This is a genomic window from Novosphingobium sp. 18050 (assembly GCF_902706195.1).
Lineage (GTDB): Bacteria > Pseudomonadota > Alphaproteobacteria > Sphingomonadales > Sphingomonadaceae > Novosphingobium.
Map to the genome: position 1 here is coordinate 1 of NZ_CACSJO010000033.1, position 18,042 is coordinate 18,042.

Here is an 18,042-nt window from a genome sequence, read left to right on the forward strand (position 1 = left end):
GATCAGATGCCAGTCCGAGTGGCGGTGAAGGCGTAGCCGAGCCGCCCTCGATACTTAGTAATTGGAAACAAACTCAATGACTTGTTTCCTATCGAGCTTCGTGAGAATCCTGTCTCATCAGGGTAAACGACCACTGGACGTCACAGGCCCCCACGAGATCACGTCGCAATGACATGATATTGAATTACGGGACGCCTTCGATCTCCACGTCTTAGATTCCAATGCGACAGGAGACAGCATGCTGGTAGGATATGGCAGGGTAAGCTCGCAGGGCCAGAGCCTCGACATCCAGAATAAGGCATTGGCCGCAGCTGGGTGCGACAAGGTGTTCACCGAGAAGATGTCGGGCCGCTCCACCATCGACCGCGAGCAACTCGCCATGGCCATCGACTTCGTCCGTGAAGGCGACACCCTCGTCGTCACTCGCCTCGACCGTCTGGCTCGAAGCGTCGGCGACCTCCACCGCATCATCGAAGCCTTGACCGCGAAGGGCGTGGAGTTCCGCTGCCTCGCGCAACAGGGGGTCAACACCGATAGCTCCAGCGGTCGGCTTATGCTCTCCGTGCTCGGTGCAGTGGCGATGTTTGAAAACGATCTGCGCCTCGAACGCCAGCGCGAAGGCATCGAGAAGGCCAAGCTCGCGGGCAAGTACCGGGGACGCAAGCCAACCATCAACCCCGACCGGGTCAAGGAGCTTCGCCAGAACGGCATGGGACCAGCAGCCATCGCGCGGGAACTCCACATCGCTCGGGCCTCGGTCTACCGCGCGCTCGCGGCCTGATCACGACATCGCGATGTTTGGCGATACCCGTGAAATTGAAATCACGCTGCCGGATCGACGGCTGGTTCGAGCGCGTAGAGCCATGTGCGGAACTCGGCGAGGTTCATCGCCCCCGACATCGGCCCCGCCGCCGCAGCCCTGATCCGCTCGATCACCTCCATAGGAACTTCGCCGCCGTCACAGAATGGGCACGAGCAGACGTCATCACAGGCCGACATCGTCAATGCAGCGTCCGCCCCGCCCCAGCGGCATCAATACAAGAACGACAGATCACCTCGATCACCTCATCACCCCGGATCGTGATCCGGCCATCATTGAAGGCATCTCGGCACCGATCACAATCTCGCTCGGCTGCCGATATGATCAACGATACGTCGATGTCCTCGCTACCCATGCGTCCTCCGGATCGTGGCAGCCCATCATCGCTACCCAGCCTGTTCGTCGCAACGATCAACCTCGACCGAGGCTGCAACAGCGCCCGGCATTGCGCTGGGCATCCTGCCCGCCAACGATCACCCAGTCGATGCCTTCGTCCTTCAACCTCAACATGGAGACCTGCGCATGCGCCCAAGCCCTGAAACGCCGCAAAAAGAGGCCGAAATCGACGAACGGGACGCCGACCTCGCCAACGCTGAAAACCCGGCCCGCCGGAACCCAGCAGGGCTCACCATCACAAAAGATGGCGTTGAAATCGTTGGAAAACCGCCACAAGATCGGTCCCGACAGTCGCCCGTCTACGGTCGTGGTCTACAGTCAGCGGCCTCCGTACGGGAATTAAGTCCCGGAAGGTAAGTAAAATCTCGCCACCTCAAAGGCCGCTATCTTGAATAGGCCTTAAACCTAACAGATGCGCCTTACCAATTACGGCATTGCGACTGACCCCGCCGAGAGCATCTGCTATCTCGCTTGCCGACCGGCCACTATCCCAGAGAGTTTTTAATTCTTTTATCTTTTTGTCCGTCCAATATCCCAAAGCATCATCAGGCAAAACCAGTTCGACCTGATCAATTACGGACATATCACTCCTTTCCTCCAGATAAGGCTCATTAATATGCACAAATATCGGAGGCATCACCGCATCACTATGCTCCACACCTTCAAGGACAGCATTCTTCGTATCTTTGTCGATTTGAGAAAATCCTCGCCACTCTACGGCGAAGCTTGCAAATCTCCTATCGGGAACTCTGACCCGCAAGTGACTGCCATCGTTGCGCACTAGTATCGTGCGCCCAGACATATTGGAATTACCGCTCGCGGAGAAGATTTCCACCACACCAAATTCTGCAAGCAATTCTTCAAATGAACCAGAGAATTCCGAAATATCAAATTCAGGATTAAAAACTCTCATCGATAACAAAAAGTCAGCTAAGCGCCTATAACGCAATACGCTTCGCGCAATATCACGCCCAGAGCCCGCACCAATTGATTGTAATACGACAGCTTTCAAGTCTTGGATTTGCTCAATCATGGCATCTGCCCGCCTAGTTTCAGCAGATTTATCTCTTTCTTCGCGCAACAGCCTTTGGAACGTCATAGACCACTGCTTGACTAGATGCCCCTCAATGTCAGAAAATGCAGAATAAGGCGTTATGGCGTTATTTGAGAATCTATGACTTATGAACGTTATAAATTCAAAAATATACTTTGCCGTATTAGCTTTTTCGATAGACGGGTAAATAATTTCATTAGAGAATGGCTTATCTTTGTTCTTTATATATAAATGATGATCTGAATGAACCTTCGAATCAACAAATGCGAAAAGCGGAACATCCGATTCGATTGCTTTCATGATTTCGACTTGCGTGACTGAGAGCTTGTGCTTCTCCGTAATCAAATCTGTTTTGCTGGATGCTTTGGAAACTTCTTCAAGATCAAGATCGGACAGGGCTTCAGGAGTTGCAGTTCCACCAAACCGCGACCCAATGAGCAAAACAACCATGTCTGCATTGGATATCTCTTTGATACAGCTTGTATGTGTGTGCATTCTATGATCGAATAACACGTCAGAATATTCGCTCATCACGGGTTCATACCCCATGCGTTCCAGAAGAGTTCGCACTTGAGCCCTCTGCGCTCCCAGATCGACGCACGTCGACGAAACAAAAATTTTTAACCCGGCCACGTTTTGCTCCCCAACGCATTTGGCTCACAATCTAATACCATGGATATCTTTTGCAAATGCGGTCGATGACCGAAAAGCTGGCGGTCGGTGATCCGCCCTCACCAAGCTTTCCGTAACCAGAAAAAGTGCGAGCCGGGACGTAACGAAATCGGCGGCCCCGATATCTTTACGCGCGCTTGCTTGCAGTCTTACAAAGACGGAGGAGAGCAGGAACATCGTCAAAATCTATCCGCGAAACTTGATCGCGGAGAAATCGGGGTTGATATCCCCGCCCATAATGGTCGGATACATCAAGACCCATCTTTGAGCCGCTGCCCCAGCCTCCAAGCGCCATTGCTACCTCTCGGTCGACACCCGCTTGCCGTAGTGCATCGCGATAATTATGCCGAAAAGAATGAAAACTGGTCCGAGGTTTTACTGCGTTTTCTTTACCAAGGAACTGAATGAACCACTTGCTGAACGCCGTAGACCGCGCCCCATATGCGCCGGGATTTATGTCTTCAAAAAGCTTTTTACGCGCAGATATTTGTGCTTGAAGCACAAAATCCATCAGCCCAAGTCCAATCAGGTGAGGATGAACTGGAACAATTCTTTGGCTATTTTCCGTCTTCAGCCGCTTGTCTTTACTACCATTCAGAGAATCGGTAGTGACAATGATGCATTCGACGCCGTCAATCTCCCGTATATCGGTCGTGTCTAGCTGACAGATTTCATTTAACCGTAATCCTTGCCAAAGCCCTATCAGCGGCACCCAAAAACGTGTGCCTTTCGGCCTTTCAGTTCCTCGTTTCCCATAACCCTCACAATCGTTCACGCAGCCGACGTAGAGGGGCGCTGAAAAAATGGCCTCAAGCTGCGCATTGTCAAATGGAAAGCGCTTATCACGTGGGCCTACGGGGTCGGCGACCCTCAATCCTTTCAGATAATTCTTGCCCAAGAACTCTTCGCGCACAGCCCAATTGAGAACCACGCATAGCTTATTCAAATATGTGTTGATATTTGCCGCACTAATCAGGTTCGTCAGCCCTTCTAAGCGCGCCTTTTCTGATGCTTGCTTCGCTGACAAATCTGGAAAAGCCCGAGACGCGCCCTTCGGCAAAAATCTGAGCGCTTCTAGGAATTCCCGACATAATGCCCGGTTCACCTCAACCATCGGCGTGGCTGATCCGATTATTGAGACCGCCAATCGTTGGGTTGTCTGATAAGCCAGCCGGGTTCGGGGGGCCCAGTCCTGCGTCGGATCGGACATGAACCGCTCATAGACCTCACCGAACGTGAGCCCGATTGGTATGTCGCTATTATCGGATGCATGCCTGAACTCCGCGCTTTTGACGGAGCCCTGCGATTGGTGCTTGGTATTGCTGTTAGCGAGCGACAACAAAGCGCTATCGACCGGCTTCCCCAGCGAACTACGAGCGATCTCGAATTCAGATTCGATTTTCGCCAGCACACCAAACACCCTGCGCCTTGCCATTCTGAAACTATCTGTTTTCAGCGATACCCAAATTTCGCCCTTCCCAACGAGCGGTTTCACATCGGCGGGCACATGCCTTCGTATATGATAGATGCCGCGTTTCCGGACGAGACTGAGGCCTGCTAACCGTAGACCATTACCGTAGACACGAGCATGATGGCTTTCATAACAATTCCAATGGCTTGCGTCTGTAACGGAGGCCGCTGACTGTAGACCACGACCGTAGACGGGCGACTGTCGGGACCGATCTTGTGGCGGTTTTCCAACGATTTCAACGCCATCTTTTGTGATGGTGAGCCCTGCTGGGTTCGAACCAGCGACCTACTGATTAAAAGTCAGTTGCTCTACCGACTGAGCTAAGGGCCCCGATGCCGCGTAGCGGCCTTGGTGGGGGTCACCTAGGGGCAGCGCGGGGCTTGGTCAAGCGGGCACGCAATTGTCGGACACTAAGTCCTGTCAGGGGATCGCGCCAGCGGCCCGCGATTGTCGCCGCAGGGTCGAGGACAAAGCGGCGTGTTCGGAAGGATGGGTGCGGAATCACGAGGTCGCCCTCTTCCTCGCCGCCGGTATAGGCGCCGCCGTTCCACAGCACGATATCGAGGTCAAGCACGCGGGCCCCCCAGGCGCTGCCTGTGCGGCGGCGCCCGAAGCGGTGTTCGATCTTGTGGAGCTTGCGCAGCATCTCGTCCGGGTCCCGCTTCGACCGAACCAGCGCGACGGCGTTGGCATAGCGGCGGCGCGAGGGCCCTAGCGGGGGCGTCTCGATCACGCGGGAGGCGGCCAGCACGTCCAGCTTGCCGTGATCCAGCGCCTCCAGCGCGGCAGCCAGCACCCTGCGCGGGGAGCCGTGGCGGGGGTGGCGCATGTTCGAGCCGAGCGCGACGAGGTAGCGGTGCCTGGCCACGCAGGTCAGATGTCCTGCGCGATGCGCGTGTAGAGCTGCGGGCGGCGGTCGCGGAAGAAGCCCATGCCGGCGCGGTGGGTGGCTGCGCGGGAAAGGTCCAGGGTAGCGACCAGAACCCCGGTTTCCTCTCGCCCGAATTCGGCGAGGTAATCGCCCCATTCGTCGGTGATGAAGGAGTGGCCGTAGAAGGCCTGCTCACTACCGCATTCGGTTTCGGCGCCAATGCGGTTGGCGGCGATCACCGGCATGCAGTTGGACACCGAATGCCCCACCATCGCCCGGCGCCACATGCGACTGGTGTCGAGGGTGGCGTCATAAGGCTCGGAGCCGATCGCGGTGGGGTAGAACAGCAGTTCGGCGCCCATCAGCGCCATCACGCGCGCACATTCGGGATACCACTGGTCCCAGCATACGCCCACGCCGATGCGGGTTCCGAACAGGTCCCAGACCTTGAACCCGTCGTTGCCGGGGCGGAAGTAGTACTTTTCCTCATAGCCGGGACCGTCGGGAATGTGGCTCTTGCGGTAGGTGCCGACGATCTGGCCATCGGCGTCGATCATGGCGAGGGTGTTGTAGTAGTGATGGCCGTCCCGCTCGAAGAAGCTGGTCGGGATGGCCACCTTCAGCTTTGCTGCCAGTGCCTGCATGGCGATCACCGAGGGGTGCTCGATGGTGGGGCGGGCGAGCGCGAACAGCGCCTCGTCCTCCACCTTGCAGAAGTAGGGGCCGGAGAACAGTTCAGGCGGCAGCACGATCTGCGCGCCCTTCCCCGCCGCTTCCTCGACCAGCGTGGAGACGGCGGCGATATTCTCGCCCTCATCAGCGGAATTCAGCGCAAGCTGGAGCGCGGCGACGGTGATCTGACGTTCGGTGTTCGACATGGCGGCGCGCCCTATCAGTCCCGCTTGCGGAAAAGAAGGGTCATGCGGTCGCTCTCGCCGATCGCGAGGTACTTCGCCTTGTCCTGCTCCTTGAGCGCGAGCGTGGGCGGCAACGTCCAGACACCGCCGGGCCAGTTAGCGGTGTCCTTCGGATTGGCGCTGATCTCGGACTTGCCGGCAAGGTCGAAGCCGTTCGCTTCCATGAAGCGGATCACGTCGGCTTCGCGCAGATAGCCCTTCGAGCCGTCGGTGTATGAATAGGGCGCATCCGCCCTGGCGCGGTGCTGCTCGATACCGACGAGCCCGCCGGGCTTGAGCAGGGCGCGCATCGCCTTCATCTCGCTGTCGGCGATGTTCCAGTTCAGCAGGTTGTGCAGCATGCGCGGCACGATGATGACGTCGAAGGTGCCCTTCTCACCCTCAGGCACGGCATCCAGCGTGTAAGCGGCGAAGTGCGAGGCATCCATGCCGGTGAACTTGGCGACGTCGGCCGGATAGGCGGCGGCGCTTTTGCGGATGCCGTCCTGCCGCTCGGGCTTGAAGGCGCCACTGGTCGGATCGAAGAACAGGCCGACCAGATGGCCCTGCTGGCCCAGATACAGGCCCAGAAAGCGCGAATACCATTCTCCGCCCGGCGCATATTCGCCGACCTTCATCTGCGGGCCTACGCGGAAAAACGAGAGCGTTTCCACCGGGTGACGCGCTGCATCGCGGGCACGGTCGTCCTTGCGCAGCGGGTTGGCGGCGGCCAGTTCGAGCAGCGCCTCGCAGCCCTTGCACTGTTCGGTCGGCGCGGCCTTTTCCGCATTGGCCGCGAGCGGCACGGCGACGAGGCCGAGAAGCGAGGACAGAGTCAGCAGGGCGCGGCGCATGGGGCTCTCCATTTGTGGTCGGCGCGAGACTAGCCACACTCCGGGCAATGACAAGCGGGGCACGCATAGCTATCTAACGGCAAAGTGCTTCGACTTGAGGACAGATTAGAGATGGAAACGGCAATCATAGCTGGTGGGTGCTTCTGGTGCACCGAGGCAGTGTTCCGCGATGTGGTCGGCGTGAACAAGGTGGAAAGCGGGTATATCGGCGGCAGCGTGGAAAACCCGACCTACAAGGCTGTATGCTCGGGATCGACCGGCCATGCCGAGGCGATCAGGGTTACATACGATCCGCTCGTGATTACCCTGCCCGAGATCTTCGACGTGTTCCTGGGTACGCATGATCCCTCGCAGCTCAACCGCCAGGGCAACGACGTGGGCACCCAGTATCGCTCGGCGATCTTCCCGCTCGATGATGCGCAGGCCGACGAGGCCCGCGCCGCCATCGCCCGCTGGGACGGCGAACACCCGGGCGAAAAGGCCGTGACAACCATCGAAGGCCCCGCCCCGTGGTATCCGGCCGAAGACTATCACCAGGAATACTGGGACGGCGAAGGCCAGCGCAATCCGTACTGCCTGGCAGTGATCCCCCCCAAGCTGATGAAGCTGCGCAGGAGCTTCCAGAACAAGGTCAAGGGTTGAGCCACGCGCCGTCCCGTCTTGGCACGGGACGGCTGCCTCCCGAAACGCAATCGTTCATAAATCCTGAACGACGCCGCTCACAACTTCTGAGCTGTTCCAGCAAGGGACAGCGGAAAACTCAATCTTCCCAAACGCCGAAGTAACTATACGGAGTTTTTCAACTCAACTATCAATCGAGAAACCGCCCGTGGCCCATTTCCGTACTGTTTCGCTGTCCCTGGCCGCCATCGCCGCCGCGCTCGCCGCCAGCCCGGTACTGGCCGATTCCGCGATGATCGCCGGAACCGACGTGCTGCGGACATGGAACCTCGTGGTGCTGGGCGATCTCACTTCGTCCTCCGAGGTCGAGGGACGCACTTTCGTCGGTGGTAACCTCAACGGCAATTCCTCGAACTACCAGATCCAGCCCATCGCCGCCTCCAGCACCGGTACGCCGGGCCTGACCGTCGTGGGCGATGTCAACGGCGGATCGAAGAACCTCAACAACGGCTCCGGCGCTGTGGTCGGCGGCAGCGTCAACAGCGGCCTCAACCTGAACGGCGCGGCGCAGGCGGTGCTGGTCGGCGGTTCGATCAGCAACACCAACGTCAATCAGAACACGGTAACTTCGGGCCTCGCCGCGAGCGATCCCTCGTTCAGCCAGAACCTCACCCAGCAAAAGAGCCTCATCGAAACCTCGATGACCGGCCTCAGCTACACCATGAGCACGCAGGCCTCGAACAGCGAACTGACCATCACGGGCAACACCGGCACGTTCAACGCCCAGCCCGATGCCAACGGCGTGGCGGTGTTCAACATCTCCTCCGCCGACCTCGACAAGATCGGCGAGATCAAGTTCAACCTCAACGGTGCCGATACCGCAATCGTCAACGTTTCGGGCAGTTCGATCACGCTGAACGACAACTTCCTCGGCGGCACCCAGAACCTGGGCGAACACGTCATCTGGAACTTCCCAAATGCCAAGGACCTGACGCTGACCACGGCATGGGGCGGCTCGGTACTGGCTCCGGGCGCCGCCGCGACGACCGGGAATTACATTCAGGGCTCGGCCGTGTTCGGCAGCCTCATCCAGAACGGTGAGATGCACATCGGAACCTACACCGGCAGCTATACCGCGCCGAGCGATCCGGGCACCTCGACCAGCTCGGGCGGCTCAACGTCGTCTTCGTCGGGCGGTAGCACTGCTGTGCCGGAGCCGGGCGTGTTTGCACTCTTCGCAATCGCGCTGGGCGGGCTGGCGTTCTGGCGTCGTCGGAAGGCCGTTGCGGTTAAGTGAAGGGTAGAAGCAGGGGAGTATAGCCCCCCTGCCCCCCATTACCGTCGTCGTGCGCGCAGCTTTGTAGTGCGCTCACTCAGGGATTTTTGCTTGCGGCGAAGCCGCCTTCCCGCCTCGACGTCGCCTGTGACGCGGAGGCCAGAAATACGGCCTGCGGCGCGGCTAAGTTATCGCAATACGCGCAAAAACGGTGCTGTACACGCAGCCTCGCCAGTACCGGGGTCTGGAGCAATGGCCCCAGGTCTTCCCCTTAGTCCTTAACCCACCGCGCCACGAAGAACCCGTCCAGCCCGCCGACCTCGGCCAGCATCCCCGGATCGGTGCGCAGGAAACCCTCGGCAGTAGGCGCAAGGCCCTCCGGCAGTTCTGCAGCCTCGATAGGCAGAACCGTCAGGCCTGCGGGAGCAGCCTGCTCCTCGCCCTCTGCCGCTTCCAGCGAACATACTGCATAGATCAGCCGTCCGCCCGGCTTGAGCCAACCTGCGGCGCGTTCCAGCAATCTCGCCTGAAGCTCCGCCATCTCGTCGATCTGGCGCGGGGAGATACGGTGCAGGACGTCCGGGTGGCGGCGCGCGGTGCCGGTTGCCGTGCAGGGAGCGTCGAGCAGGATCGCGTCGAACTTCTCCTCCGGCTCCCAAGTCAGCGCATCGGCCAGCACCACTTCGGCTTCGAGCATCGTCCGCTTGAGGTTGTCGCCGAGGCGCTCGAGACGGCGCTTGGCGTTGTCCAGCGCGGTGACCTGCCAGCCTTGCGCTGCAAGCTGCATGGTCTTGCCGCCGGGCGCAGCACAGAGATCGAGAACGCGCTTGCCCTCGCCGGGGCCCAGCAGCCTTGCGGGCAGGCTGGCGGCGAGATCCTGCACCCACCATGCGCCGTCTCGGAAACCGGGCAGCAGGTCGATCGCGGATCCGCGCGGGAGACGAAGATGGCCAGGCATCAGCGAGACGCCGCCCATCCGCTCTGCCCATTCGGCGGTTTCGGCCGGGTTACGCAGAGCGATGTCGAGCTGCGGCGGCTCCACCAGACCGGCGGCAATGGCGTCGGCCCGCTCGCCCCAGCGCGTCGCAGCAGCTTCGGGAAGAGTTGGAACGGCGGGAAGCCTGGCCTCACGCTTCATCAGGGTGGAGAAGACACCGTGGGCCAGACGGCGCGGGCCGCCCATGAGCAGAGGCAGGCCGGTGGCGATCACCGCGTGGGGTGGGGTCTCCAGCCGCAGCACCTGCGCCAGCATGATCTGCAACACCGCGCGGGCCTTGGCATCTTCGGCCAACGCCATCTTGGTGGCGGAATCGATCAGCGTGTCGAGATCCTGCCGCCAGCGCAACGCCTCGCCGGCAATGGCGCGGGCAAGCGCGCGATCGGCGTCGCCGCGCACTTTGGCGAGGGCACCGCCCGCCGCCTGGTCGAGCGTTTCGCCCCTGCGCAGAACGGCATCGATAAGGTGAAGCGCGGCGCGGCGCGCCGGAAGGCCGGGAATGTCCATCGCGGGCCCCTATACCGGATTGCATTTTTCCGCCAGCGTCGCCACATGGCAAGTATGATCAAGCGCGCAACCCAACGTCCCGAAGGCTTCTCCAAGCCCGCCCACTGGACGAACGAGCCCGCGCCGAGGCCGGCGCAATTCAAGGACGGCGAAGACCCGGACGGTCTTTCGCCCACCCGTTATGGGGATTGGGTGCGTAACGGGGTTGCCGTCGATTTCTGAAGATTAGGGGAAGGCTTGGGGCATTGCCCCAGCCCCCCCTTTACTAGCGTCACCGAGCGTGGCCCAGAGACGATATTCCCTTGTTGCCGCAGGCTATGAACGGCCTCCCGGCGAGAAGTGAGCGCAAAAACGCCCCTTCACGCGCAACCTCTAAAATCCCGGGGTCTGGGGCAATGCCCCCAGTTCTTCCCCCCTCAACCTACTGCTGTTCCCGCTTCCATCCACCGCCAAGCGCCAGGAACACCGCGATCTGGTCATCCACGACCGCCGCCTCCGCCGCTGCGTGACTGACTTCAGCGGTAGCCAGACTTCCCTGCGCACTCAGCAGATCAAGGAAGTCCCCGCGTCCGAAGCGGAAGAGCTTGCCCGCCTGCCCTGCCGAAACTTCGGCGCTATCCCGCGCACGGCCAAGGGCTGCTGCCCGGTCACGGTCGCGGGCGTAAGTTTCCATCGAACTTTCCGCCTCGCGCAGCGCCTTCAGCACCGTACCGTCGAAAGTGGCGAGGTCGGCCCGGACTTTCGCCTCGGCCTGGTCGATCCGGGCGCGGACGACCGGACGATTGGGGAACGACCAGCTCAGAAGCGGGCCCAGACTGAAGCCGAAGCTGCTGCCTTTGCCGATATCTTCCAGCGGGCCCGCCAGGCCCAGTGAGCCGCCGAGGCTGACTTGCGGATATAGGTCCGCCACGGCAACTCCGATTCGCGCGGTATCGCCTGCGATGGTGCGTTCGGCCTGCCGGATATCGGCGCGGCGCCGGATCAGCGCAGCGCCGTCCTCAACCGGAAGGCCTCCAGCGAGGCGGGGCAACGTTGCGCAGTCCGCCACTTCGCGCGGGTACTCCGCCGGGGGACGACCAAGCAGCGTGGCGAGCAGGTAAAGCCCGTTCTGGCGCGTTGCCAAGAAAATCGGAAGGGCAGCCGCGCTGGCATCGACAGCAGCGGCGGCGCGGCTGACGTCGAACGCGGTGCCGCGTCCACCGCGTTGCAGGCGGCGCGTCGCGTCGAGTGTCTGGCCCTGCAGCTGCACAACCTTGCGTGTCACTGCGAGCTGGTAGTTGGCGGCGCAGACATCTGCATAGGCCTTTGTCGCCGCTCCCGCCACGCTCACTCGCACGGCGTCACGCGCGGCTTCCACTGCCGCCCGGTCGCCTTCGCTTGCCTCGATGGCGCGGCGCAACTTGCCGCGCAGGTCGAGCGGATAGCTGAGCGCCAGCCCGAGGTTATCGGTGACGATCCCTGGCAGCGGCCCGCCGGTCTGAGACTGCCGGGCCACGTCTACCGCGCCGGACAGCGAAGTCGTCAGCGCGCGGCCACCTTCCGCCTCGCGCACGATCGCTTCGGCGCGCTCGAGGTTGGCATCGGCGACGCGCAGGTCGGTATTGGCGGCGAGAGCCTGTTCGACCAGCGTATCGAGGCGCGAATCGTCGTAGAGGCTCCACCAGCGGTCGGGCAGCGGGGCCTGCGCGAAGGCCGGATCATTGCCCGAGACGAAGTCGCCCTGTGCGGAAGGATTCGTCGCCGCGGAATGCTCGGGCGCGTGGTAGTCTGGCCCGGCGGTAGCGCAGGCGGACAGCGCCAGCGCCATGGCCGCAGCCGAGAGGTAGCGCGAGGCGGCCATCACTTCGCCTCCTGCGCCGCCGGTTTAGCGGTCGGGTTTGTCGCCGGCTTCGCCCCCTGGTCAGGATGCTCCACGGTCACCGTCGCGGTGCGGCCCAGGATCAGTCTTATGTTCTTGGGAACGTGGGTCAGCTTTACGCGGACCGGGATGCGCTGGGCAAGGCGTACCCACGAGAAGGTCGCCGCGACGTTGGGCAGGAGGTTGCCCGAAACGCTTCGGCTATCGTCGTTGATGCCCGCCGCGATGCTTTCGACCCTCCCATGCAGGGCTTCGCTTTCACCCATGAGGTGGACGATAACGGGGGCTCCGACGTGGATCATCGGCAGCTTGGTTTCCTCGAAGTAGCCTTCGACGCGGATCGAATCGTCGTCGACAAGGGCCATCGCCTGATTGCCTGCGCCGAGATAGTCGCCGGGGTGCAGGTCGAGGTTGGTGACCGTTCCGTTGACCGAGGCATGGACCTGCGTGCGCGAGAGGTTGAGCTTTGCGCCGTCCAGCGCGCTCTCGGCCTCGGCCAGCGCGGCTCGGGCGGTGGCGACGCGGGCGACGTTCTGCTCATGCGTTTCGGTGGCCACGAGATCGCGCAGCGCAAGGTCGCGCGAGGCTTCACGGCCCGCCTGCCCCAGCGTCGCCTTCGCGCTCGCCACGCCAGCCTCGGCCTGTTCGACGGCCAGCGAATAGCGCGGACGGTCGATGACGAACAGGAGGTCGCCGGCCTTCACCGTCTGGTTGTCGCGCACCGCCACCGACGTGACGAGGCCGCCGATATCGGGCGTCACGCGCACCACGTCGGCCCGCACACGGCCGTCGCGGGTCCAGGGGCTGCGTTCGTAGTGGTTCCACATCCAGAACGCGATAAAAGCGGCCAGGACGACGATGACGATGGTAGCGGCGCTGCGGCCGATCGCGGGAAGCAGGTTCTTCATGGATGGAGACCGATGTGGGGGGCGATGAGGGAAAGCGCGCCGAGGACCATGATGTAGATGCACAGGTCGACGAGAGCGCGATAGGCGACGAAACGGTAGAGGCCAGCGACGTTGATGAAGCGCAGAAGCGTCATCGTCAGCACCGTGGCGATCACCGCAAGGAGCAGGATGGTGGGCATGAACACGCCCCCAATGGATACTTCGCCGTTCATGGCAGGCCTTTCAGCGCGGCGGCGTCGGGAAACAGGTTACGGCGCAGGGATACGAGCGCGAGCGCGGCCTGGCGGCGCACGGCACGATCCTCGTCGGCCACGAAGAGGTTGAGCGCCTTGTCGATATCGTCCAGCAGCTCGGGATCGGCGGGAGCACGTTCCTCGGGCTCCATGCGGCGATAGTAGGCGCCGACTTCGCTCAGGACGCTGGTGAGCGTTCCAGTGCGCGCGGCAGGAAGATCGAGCCGCAGCTGGCGCAGCTCGCCGATGGCGACGCCGGTACGAAGATCGCGCAGCACATCGTAGAGCGGCTCGCCGGGCTGTTTGCCACTCAGCGCAAGACGCGGAGAGAGCACGGCGATCCGGTCCAGCATACGGTTGATCCAACCGCGCACATCGGGCGGGGCCATCACATTGCTGCGCTCGGCTATGTCGCGCCAGCCTGCACGCAGGGTTCGGCGTATCGCGTGCTCCAGCCCGGCTGTCTGCAGCAAACGGCACATGACTATGGCGAACAGCGTTCCGGTAAGCTGGGCCAGTGCGCCATTGGCGAAGCTCACGAAATTGTCGTTGTACTTCACCGCGATGATGAACGGGCTGCCCATGCCCAGCAGCACGGGCAGCGCAACGCCGGCGAAGCGCGGCGAATGCATCAGCGAACCTAGCACCAGCAATGCCGGGGCAAGGGTCAGCGCCAATCCGGGGAAGCCGACCACTCTGGGCAGAATCGCAAAGGCGTATATGAACCCGATGATGGTCGCGATGAGAGTGCCCCAGAAGAACAGGCGCAGCGGCAGCACCGGATTGTCCATGGCCGAGAACAGCGCGAGGAAAACGCCGGCAAGCATCACGGCGGTGGCGCCGTCGTTCCAGCCGCTGCCGATCCACAGCACACTACCCAGAATAATGGTAACCGCCGCCCCTACCCCGCCGCGCAGGGCGCCCTCGAAGTCGCGGTGCACTTCGCGGTTGCGGCGGCCTTCGAGCAGGCGCGGAATACGGACGGACACCGGCCTGCGATCATGCGTGTTGAGCTGCTCGGCAAGGTCGCGGCAATCGAGGTGGGCGTCGATCAGGCTGGAGAGACGCGCGCCCAGGCTGAGCTGGAGCAGGTCGTCCCATTCAGTCTCGGCGCTCACTTCAGGTTCCAACACCAGGCAGCGGGCCTTGAGGCTCAACGCCTCTGCTTCCCGAGGTTCTCGCGGGCCCTCGATGGCGTCGAGCCAGGCGCGGGTGTCGGCGAGCAGCGCCACGGCAGCATCGGGCAGACCATCTCGCTCCCGAAGTGCCGCGATGCGGTCCGCCACGGCAGCGCCCAGCGGCATGAGCAGCGAAAGCTGATCCTGCAACGCGCGAACCGTGCGCACGCGCGGAGCGGTGCGGCTGGTCTCATACGGCAGGTGGATGGACAGGTTGTGCAGTTCGGTAACGTCCTGCGCAAGGCGGCGACGTTCCGCCTCGATTGCAGGATTAGGTTCCACGTCGAGCGAGTCGCGGCTCCAGCGCTCGGCATCGCGCAGCATCATGTCAACGCGGCCGAGCAGGAAGGTGGAGACCGATTTGGGGAACACCACGCCGTGCATCAGGCTGGAGCACAGGATGCCGATGACGATTTCCTGCACACGCAGCGAAGCGTCGGTGAAGATTTCACCGGGGGTGTTCACGGCCGGCAATACGATCAGCACCGCGGTATAGCCTGCCAGCACGAAAGCATAGCCGCGCGGCGTGCGGTCAAGAAGCGAAACGAAGACGCAAAGCCCCAGCCACGATGCGATCGCCAGCGTCAGCAGTTCCGGGCTATGCGAGAGCGGCGGCACTATGATCACTGCCATAGTCGCCCCGACGAACGTGCCGATGACACGGAACAGCGCCTTCGAGATCACCGCCCCCGCCAGAGGCGCGGCGATGATGTAAGAGGTGAGGAATGACCAGTAAGGCCGCTCCAGCCCGATCGAAAAGGAAATGTAGGTTGCCAGAATGGCCGCCGCGAGCGCCTTGAGCGAGAACAGCGCCGCCGGAACGCCCCAGCGTTGGGCCACCGCGCTGTTCATGGCCGGCTCCGCATCTCGGCCGCACGTTCGGATACGATGCCGAGCAGCCGCACCGCCGCTTCGAGTTCTTCGTCGGGAACACCCTGAAGAAGTTCGACTCGCAGTTCGATAAGCCGCTTGTCAGCCTTACGCGCCAGCTCCTTGCCTTCTGGGGTAAGGTGCAGGCGATTGGCGCGGCGATCCTCCTCATCGGGCCGACGTTCGACCAGGCCGCCACGCTCCAGCTGTTGCATGGTCCGCACCAGCGAGGCTTCGGTTATGCCGATCGCGCGGGCCAGATCGCCTTGCCGCGCGCCCTTTCCCAGCCGTTCGAGATGCACGAGCGCCCAGCCCGCAGAATTCGAAATCGCCAGCGAGCCGAGAATGCGGTCGGCCAGCTGCAACCACGCGCGCGAAACAGGGCTCAGCTGCGTGGCGAATTCGTGGGAAAGGGTGATTCGGTCGGTCATGGGAGAGGTTAGTTAGGCTCCTAACTATCCATCGGCAACACGGGCTGTTTTGCGTTTTACGAACCAGCAATGCCGGAAAGTGCAATTTGTGCAAGCTGTATGTTGAGACTGGATTTCAAACGCTTTCGCCGTCGATTTTATCGAGGGATGGGATGGCCTTTCCCTAGGGCATTATCTCGATCACAGTGCCTTCTGCGGTCGCCCCCCACAAGGCCTCGATCTCTTCGTCCGACACCGCGATGCAGCCGTCGGTCCAGTCACCCGGCACCCGCCCCTCGCCCCACGAATTGGGCTGACCGTGGATCATGATCATGCCGCCCGCCGGGCGGCCATGCGCGGCGGCATAAGCCCTGTCCGCGGCATTAGGATAGGAGATGTGAAGCGAGAGATGGTAGGCGCTTCGGGGATTGGCCCAGTCGATCTGGTAGCGTCCCTCGGGGGTACGCTCGTCGCCTTCGAAGCGCTTGGGGCCAACGGGTTCGTCGCCAAGCTGGATATGCTCGATGACGTGGACGAGCCGTCCGTCGGCGTAGAGTTCCATGATCCGCGCCGCCTTGCGCACGCGGATCATGTCAATTTCGGGTAGCGTGAGCGGGGCCGGTGCCTGAGCTTCCGCCCCGCCTGCACCGAAAAGCAGCAGCAGCGGGGCGAACTTAGTCACGCCCCGCATCGCCGTCAGTCCGCGAAGGGGTCGCGCACGAGGATCGTATCCTCGCGCTCGGGGCTGGTCGAAACCAGCGCCACCGGGGTTTCGATCAGTTCCTGCACGCGCTGGATGTACTTGATCGCCTGCGCCGGCAGGTCAGCCCAGGAACGGGCGCCGGCGGTAGTGCCGAGCCAGCCGTCCATTTCCTCGTAGATCGGCTCAACGGCCGCCTGGTCGGCGGCGTGGCTGGGGTAATAGTCCATTACCTTGGCAGTGCCGTCCGGGCCGCGCAGGCGGTAGCCGATGCAGATCTTCACCTTCTCGAACCCGTCGAGAACGTCGAGCTTGGTCAGCGCGATGCCGGTAACGCCCGAGATGGCGCAGGACTGGCGCGTCAGCACCGCGTCGAACCAGCCGCAGCGGCGCTTGCGCCCGGTCACGGTGCCGAATTCATGGCCGCGCTCACCCAGGCGCTGGCCGGTCTCGTCCTCCAGCTCGGTGGGGAACGGACCCGAACCGACGCGGGTGGTGTAAGCCTTGACGATGCCCAGTACGAAGCCGGTCGCCGAAGGGCCAAGGCCCGAACCGCTGGCCGCCGTGCCCGAAACCGTGTTCGAGCTGGTGACGAAGGGATAAGTCCCGTGGTCGACGTCGAGCAGGACGCCCTGCGCGCCTTCGAAGAGGATGCGCGCACCGGCCTTCTTGACCTTGTTCAGGCGGCGCCAGACCGGCTCGGCGAACTGCAGCACGAAAGGCGCGATCTCACGCAGTTCGTTCAGCAGGGCCTCGCGATCGATCGGCGGCTGGCCGAAACCGGCGCGCAGTGCGTCGTGGTGAGCGCAGAGACGGTCAAGCTGCGGCTCCATCGCATCGAGGTGAGCCAGATCGCAGACGCGCAGCGCGCGGCGGCCAACCTTGTCCTCGTAGGCCGGACCAATGCCGCGCCCAGTGGTGCCAATCTTGCCGGCGCCTGCAGCTGCCTCGCGCAGACCATCCAGCTCGCGGTGGACGGGCAGGATCAGCGGACAGTTGTCGGCGATGGCGAAGTTCTCGGCGTTGATCTCGACGCCCTGCCCGCGAAGCTTCTCGACTTCGGATTTGAGGTGCCAGGGATCCAGCACCACACCGTTGCCGATGATCGACAGCGTGCCCGTCACGATGCCCGAAGGCAGGAGCGAGAGCTTGTAGACCTGCTCGCCCACGACGAGTGTATGGCCGGCGTTATGGCCGCCCTGGAAGCGGACCACGGCGTCTGCCCGGCTTGCCAGCCAGTCGACGATCTTGCCCTTGCCCTCATCGCCCCACTGGGCGCCGATCACGGTTACGTTGGCCAACGTTTCACGCTTTCACTGCTGTTTGAAAATACCGCCGCGCCCTAGGGGAAGCGGCGGACAAGAGCAAGGCGCGGGATCGTAATATGGCAGAATGATTGCAGCATTACCCTTCGCGACAATCCCGTTGTTGCGCGAAAAGGCGCTTCGAT

The 18,042-nt window shown here is 62.2% G+C and carries 18 protein-coding genes, 1 tRNA gene and 2 pseudogenes; 4 read left to right on the plus strand and 17 right to left on the minus strand.

Features of this window, described 5'->3' with window-relative positions:
- Positions 1-238: 238 nt before the first annotated feature.
- The gene (locus GVL61_RS21475) at positions 239-781 is read left to right on the plus strand and encodes a recombinase family protein (RefSeq protein ID WP_159982770.1); all 543 of its coding nucleotides are present in this window, start codon (positions 239-241) and stop codon (positions 779-781) included.
- 41 nt (positions 782-822) lie between these two features.
- On the opposite strand, the gene GVL61_RS21480 is transcribed toward GVL61_RS21475, so the two are convergent.
- The 9 genes and pseudogenes from GVL61_RS21480 to GVL61_RS21515 all read right to left on the minus strand — a co-directional run bounded on the left by GVL61_RS21480 (position 823) and on the right by GVL61_RS21515 (position 7,034).
- Positions 823-999: a hypothetical protein gene (locus GVL61_RS21480; protein ID WP_159982772.1), complete on the minus strand. Its 177-nt coding sequence runs from the start codon at positions 997-999 to the stop codon at positions 823-825.
- Positions 1,000-1,231: 232 nt separating this feature from the next.
- Positions 1,232-1,492, minus strand: a complete 261-nt coding sequence (locus GVL61_RS21485; RefSeq protein ID WP_159982774.1) for a hypothetical protein — start codon at positions 1,490-1,492, stop codon at positions 1,232-1,234.
- 121 nt (positions 1,493-1,613) lie between these two features.
- Positions 1,614-1,799: pseudogene (locus tag GVL61_RS25140) on the minus strand (GcrA family cell cycle regulator); the annotation flags it as partial.
- Between the two features lie 867 nt (positions 1,800-2,666).
- Positions 2,667-2,903: pseudogene (locus GVL61_RS25305) on the minus strand (DUF4062 domain-containing protein); the annotation flags it as partial.
- A 166-nt stretch (positions 2,904-3,069) separates the two neighbouring features.
- The gene (locus GVL61_RS21495; RefSeq protein ID WP_368667141.1) at positions 3,070-4,668 is read right to left on the minus strand and encodes a DUF6538 domain-containing protein; all 1,599 of its coding nucleotides are present in this window, start codon (positions 4,666-4,668) and stop codon (positions 3,070-3,072) included.
- A tRNA-Lys gene (locus tag GVL61_RS21500) sits at positions 4,668-4,743 on the minus strand. The genes GVL61_RS21495 and GVL61_RS21500 overlap by 1 nt, the downstream gene beginning before the upstream one ends.
- A 28-nt stretch (positions 4,744-4,771) precedes the next feature.
- Positions 4,772-5,281, minus strand: coding sequence for a 2-amino-4-hydroxy-6-hydroxymethyldihydropteridine diphosphokinase (folK, locus tag GVL61_RS21505; RefSeq protein WP_159982780.1), 510 nt, complete (start codon positions 5,279-5,281; stop codon positions 4,772-4,774).
- Positions 5,282-5,286: 5 nt separating this feature from the next.
- A complete protein-coding gene (gene aguB / locus GVL61_RS21510) occupies positions 5,287-6,162 on the minus strand; it encodes an N-carbamoylputrescine amidase (RefSeq protein ID WP_159982782.1) in 876 nt (291 codons plus the stop codon).
- Between the two features lie 14 nt (positions 6,163-6,176).
- Positions 6,177-7,034, minus strand: coding sequence for a class I SAM-dependent methyltransferase (locus GVL61_RS21515; protein ID WP_159982784.1), 858 nt, complete (start codon positions 7,032-7,034; stop codon positions 6,177-6,179).
- 111 nt (positions 7,035-7,145) lie between these two features.
- Here GVL61_RS21515 and msrA point away from each other — a divergent pair, with 111 nt between their 5' ends.
- Positions 7,146-7,676 (plus strand): peptide-methionine (S)-S-oxide reductase MsrA, encoded by a 531-nt coding sequence (msrA, locus tag GVL61_RS21520; protein WP_159982786.1) that lies wholly within the window; start codon positions 7,146-7,148, stop codon positions 7,674-7,676.
- Between the two features lie 187 nt (positions 7,677-7,863).
- Positions 7,864-8,952: a choice-of-anchor A family protein gene (locus GVL61_RS21525; protein WP_235037827.1), complete on the plus strand. Its 1,089-nt coding sequence runs from the start codon at positions 7,864-7,866 to the stop codon at positions 8,950-8,952.
- A gap of 250 nt (positions 8,953-9,202) precedes the next feature.
- On the opposite strand, the gene GVL61_RS21530 is transcribed toward GVL61_RS21525, so the two are convergent.
- Entirely contained in the window at positions 9,203-10,435 is a 1,233-nt protein-coding gene (locus tag GVL61_RS21530; protein WP_159982788.1) for an RsmB/NOP family class I SAM-dependent RNA methyltransferase, read from the minus strand.
- 45 nt (positions 10,436-10,480) lie between these two features.
- On the opposite strand from GVL61_RS21530, the gene GVL61_RS21535 reads away from it, so the two are divergent.
- Positions 10,481-10,657, plus strand: coding sequence for a DUF1674 domain-containing protein (locus GVL61_RS21535; RefSeq protein ID WP_235037828.1), 177 nt, complete (start codon positions 10,481-10,483; stop codon positions 10,655-10,657).
- 199 nt (positions 10,658-10,856) lie between these two features.
- Here the strand turns inward: GVL61_RS21535 and GVL61_RS21540 are convergent, their stop codons facing one another.
- From GVL61_RS21540 to GVL61_RS21570, 7 genes are all read right to left on the minus strand, one after another.
- Positions 10,857-12,275, minus strand: a complete 1,419-nt coding sequence (locus GVL61_RS21540) for an efflux transporter outer membrane subunit (protein WP_235037829.1) — start codon at positions 12,273-12,275, stop codon at positions 10,857-10,859.
- Positions 12,275-13,201, minus strand: coding sequence for an efflux RND transporter periplasmic adaptor subunit (locus GVL61_RS21545; RefSeq protein ID WP_159982790.1), 927 nt, complete (start codon positions 13,199-13,201; stop codon positions 12,275-12,277). Before GVL61_RS21545 ends, GVL61_RS21540 begins: the two co-directional genes overlap by 1 nt.
- Entirely contained in the window at positions 13,198-13,413 is a 216-nt protein-coding gene (locus tag GVL61_RS21550) for a DUF1656 domain-containing protein (protein ID WP_159982792.1), read from the minus strand. Before GVL61_RS21550 ends, GVL61_RS21545 begins: the two co-directional genes overlap by 4 nt.
- Positions 13,410-15,464 carry an FUSC family protein gene (locus GVL61_RS21555; RefSeq protein WP_159982794.1) on the minus strand — a complete coding sequence of 685 codons (2,055 nt, stop codon included), beginning with the start codon at positions 15,462-15,464 and terminating at the stop codon, positions 13,410-13,412. Before GVL61_RS21555 ends, GVL61_RS21550 begins: the two co-directional genes overlap by 4 nt.
- The gene (locus GVL61_RS21560; protein WP_159982796.1) at positions 15,461-15,913 is read right to left on the minus strand and encodes a MarR family winged helix-turn-helix transcriptional regulator; all 453 of its coding nucleotides are present in this window, start codon (positions 15,911-15,913) and stop codon (positions 15,461-15,463) included. Before GVL61_RS21560 ends, GVL61_RS21555 begins: the two co-directional genes overlap by 4 nt.
- A 163-nt stretch (positions 15,914-16,076) precedes the next feature.
- Entirely contained in the window at positions 16,077-16,583 is a 507-nt protein-coding gene (locus GVL61_RS21565) for a murein L,D-transpeptidase family protein (RefSeq protein ID WP_159982798.1), read from the minus strand.
- 5 nt (positions 16,584-16,588) lie between these two features.
- Complete coding sequence (locus tag GVL61_RS21570) at positions 16,589-17,893, minus strand: adenylosuccinate synthase (protein WP_159982800.1); 1,305 nt, start codon at positions 17,891-17,893, stop codon at positions 16,589-16,591.
- Between the last annotated feature and the right edge of the window lie 149 nt (positions 17,894-18,042).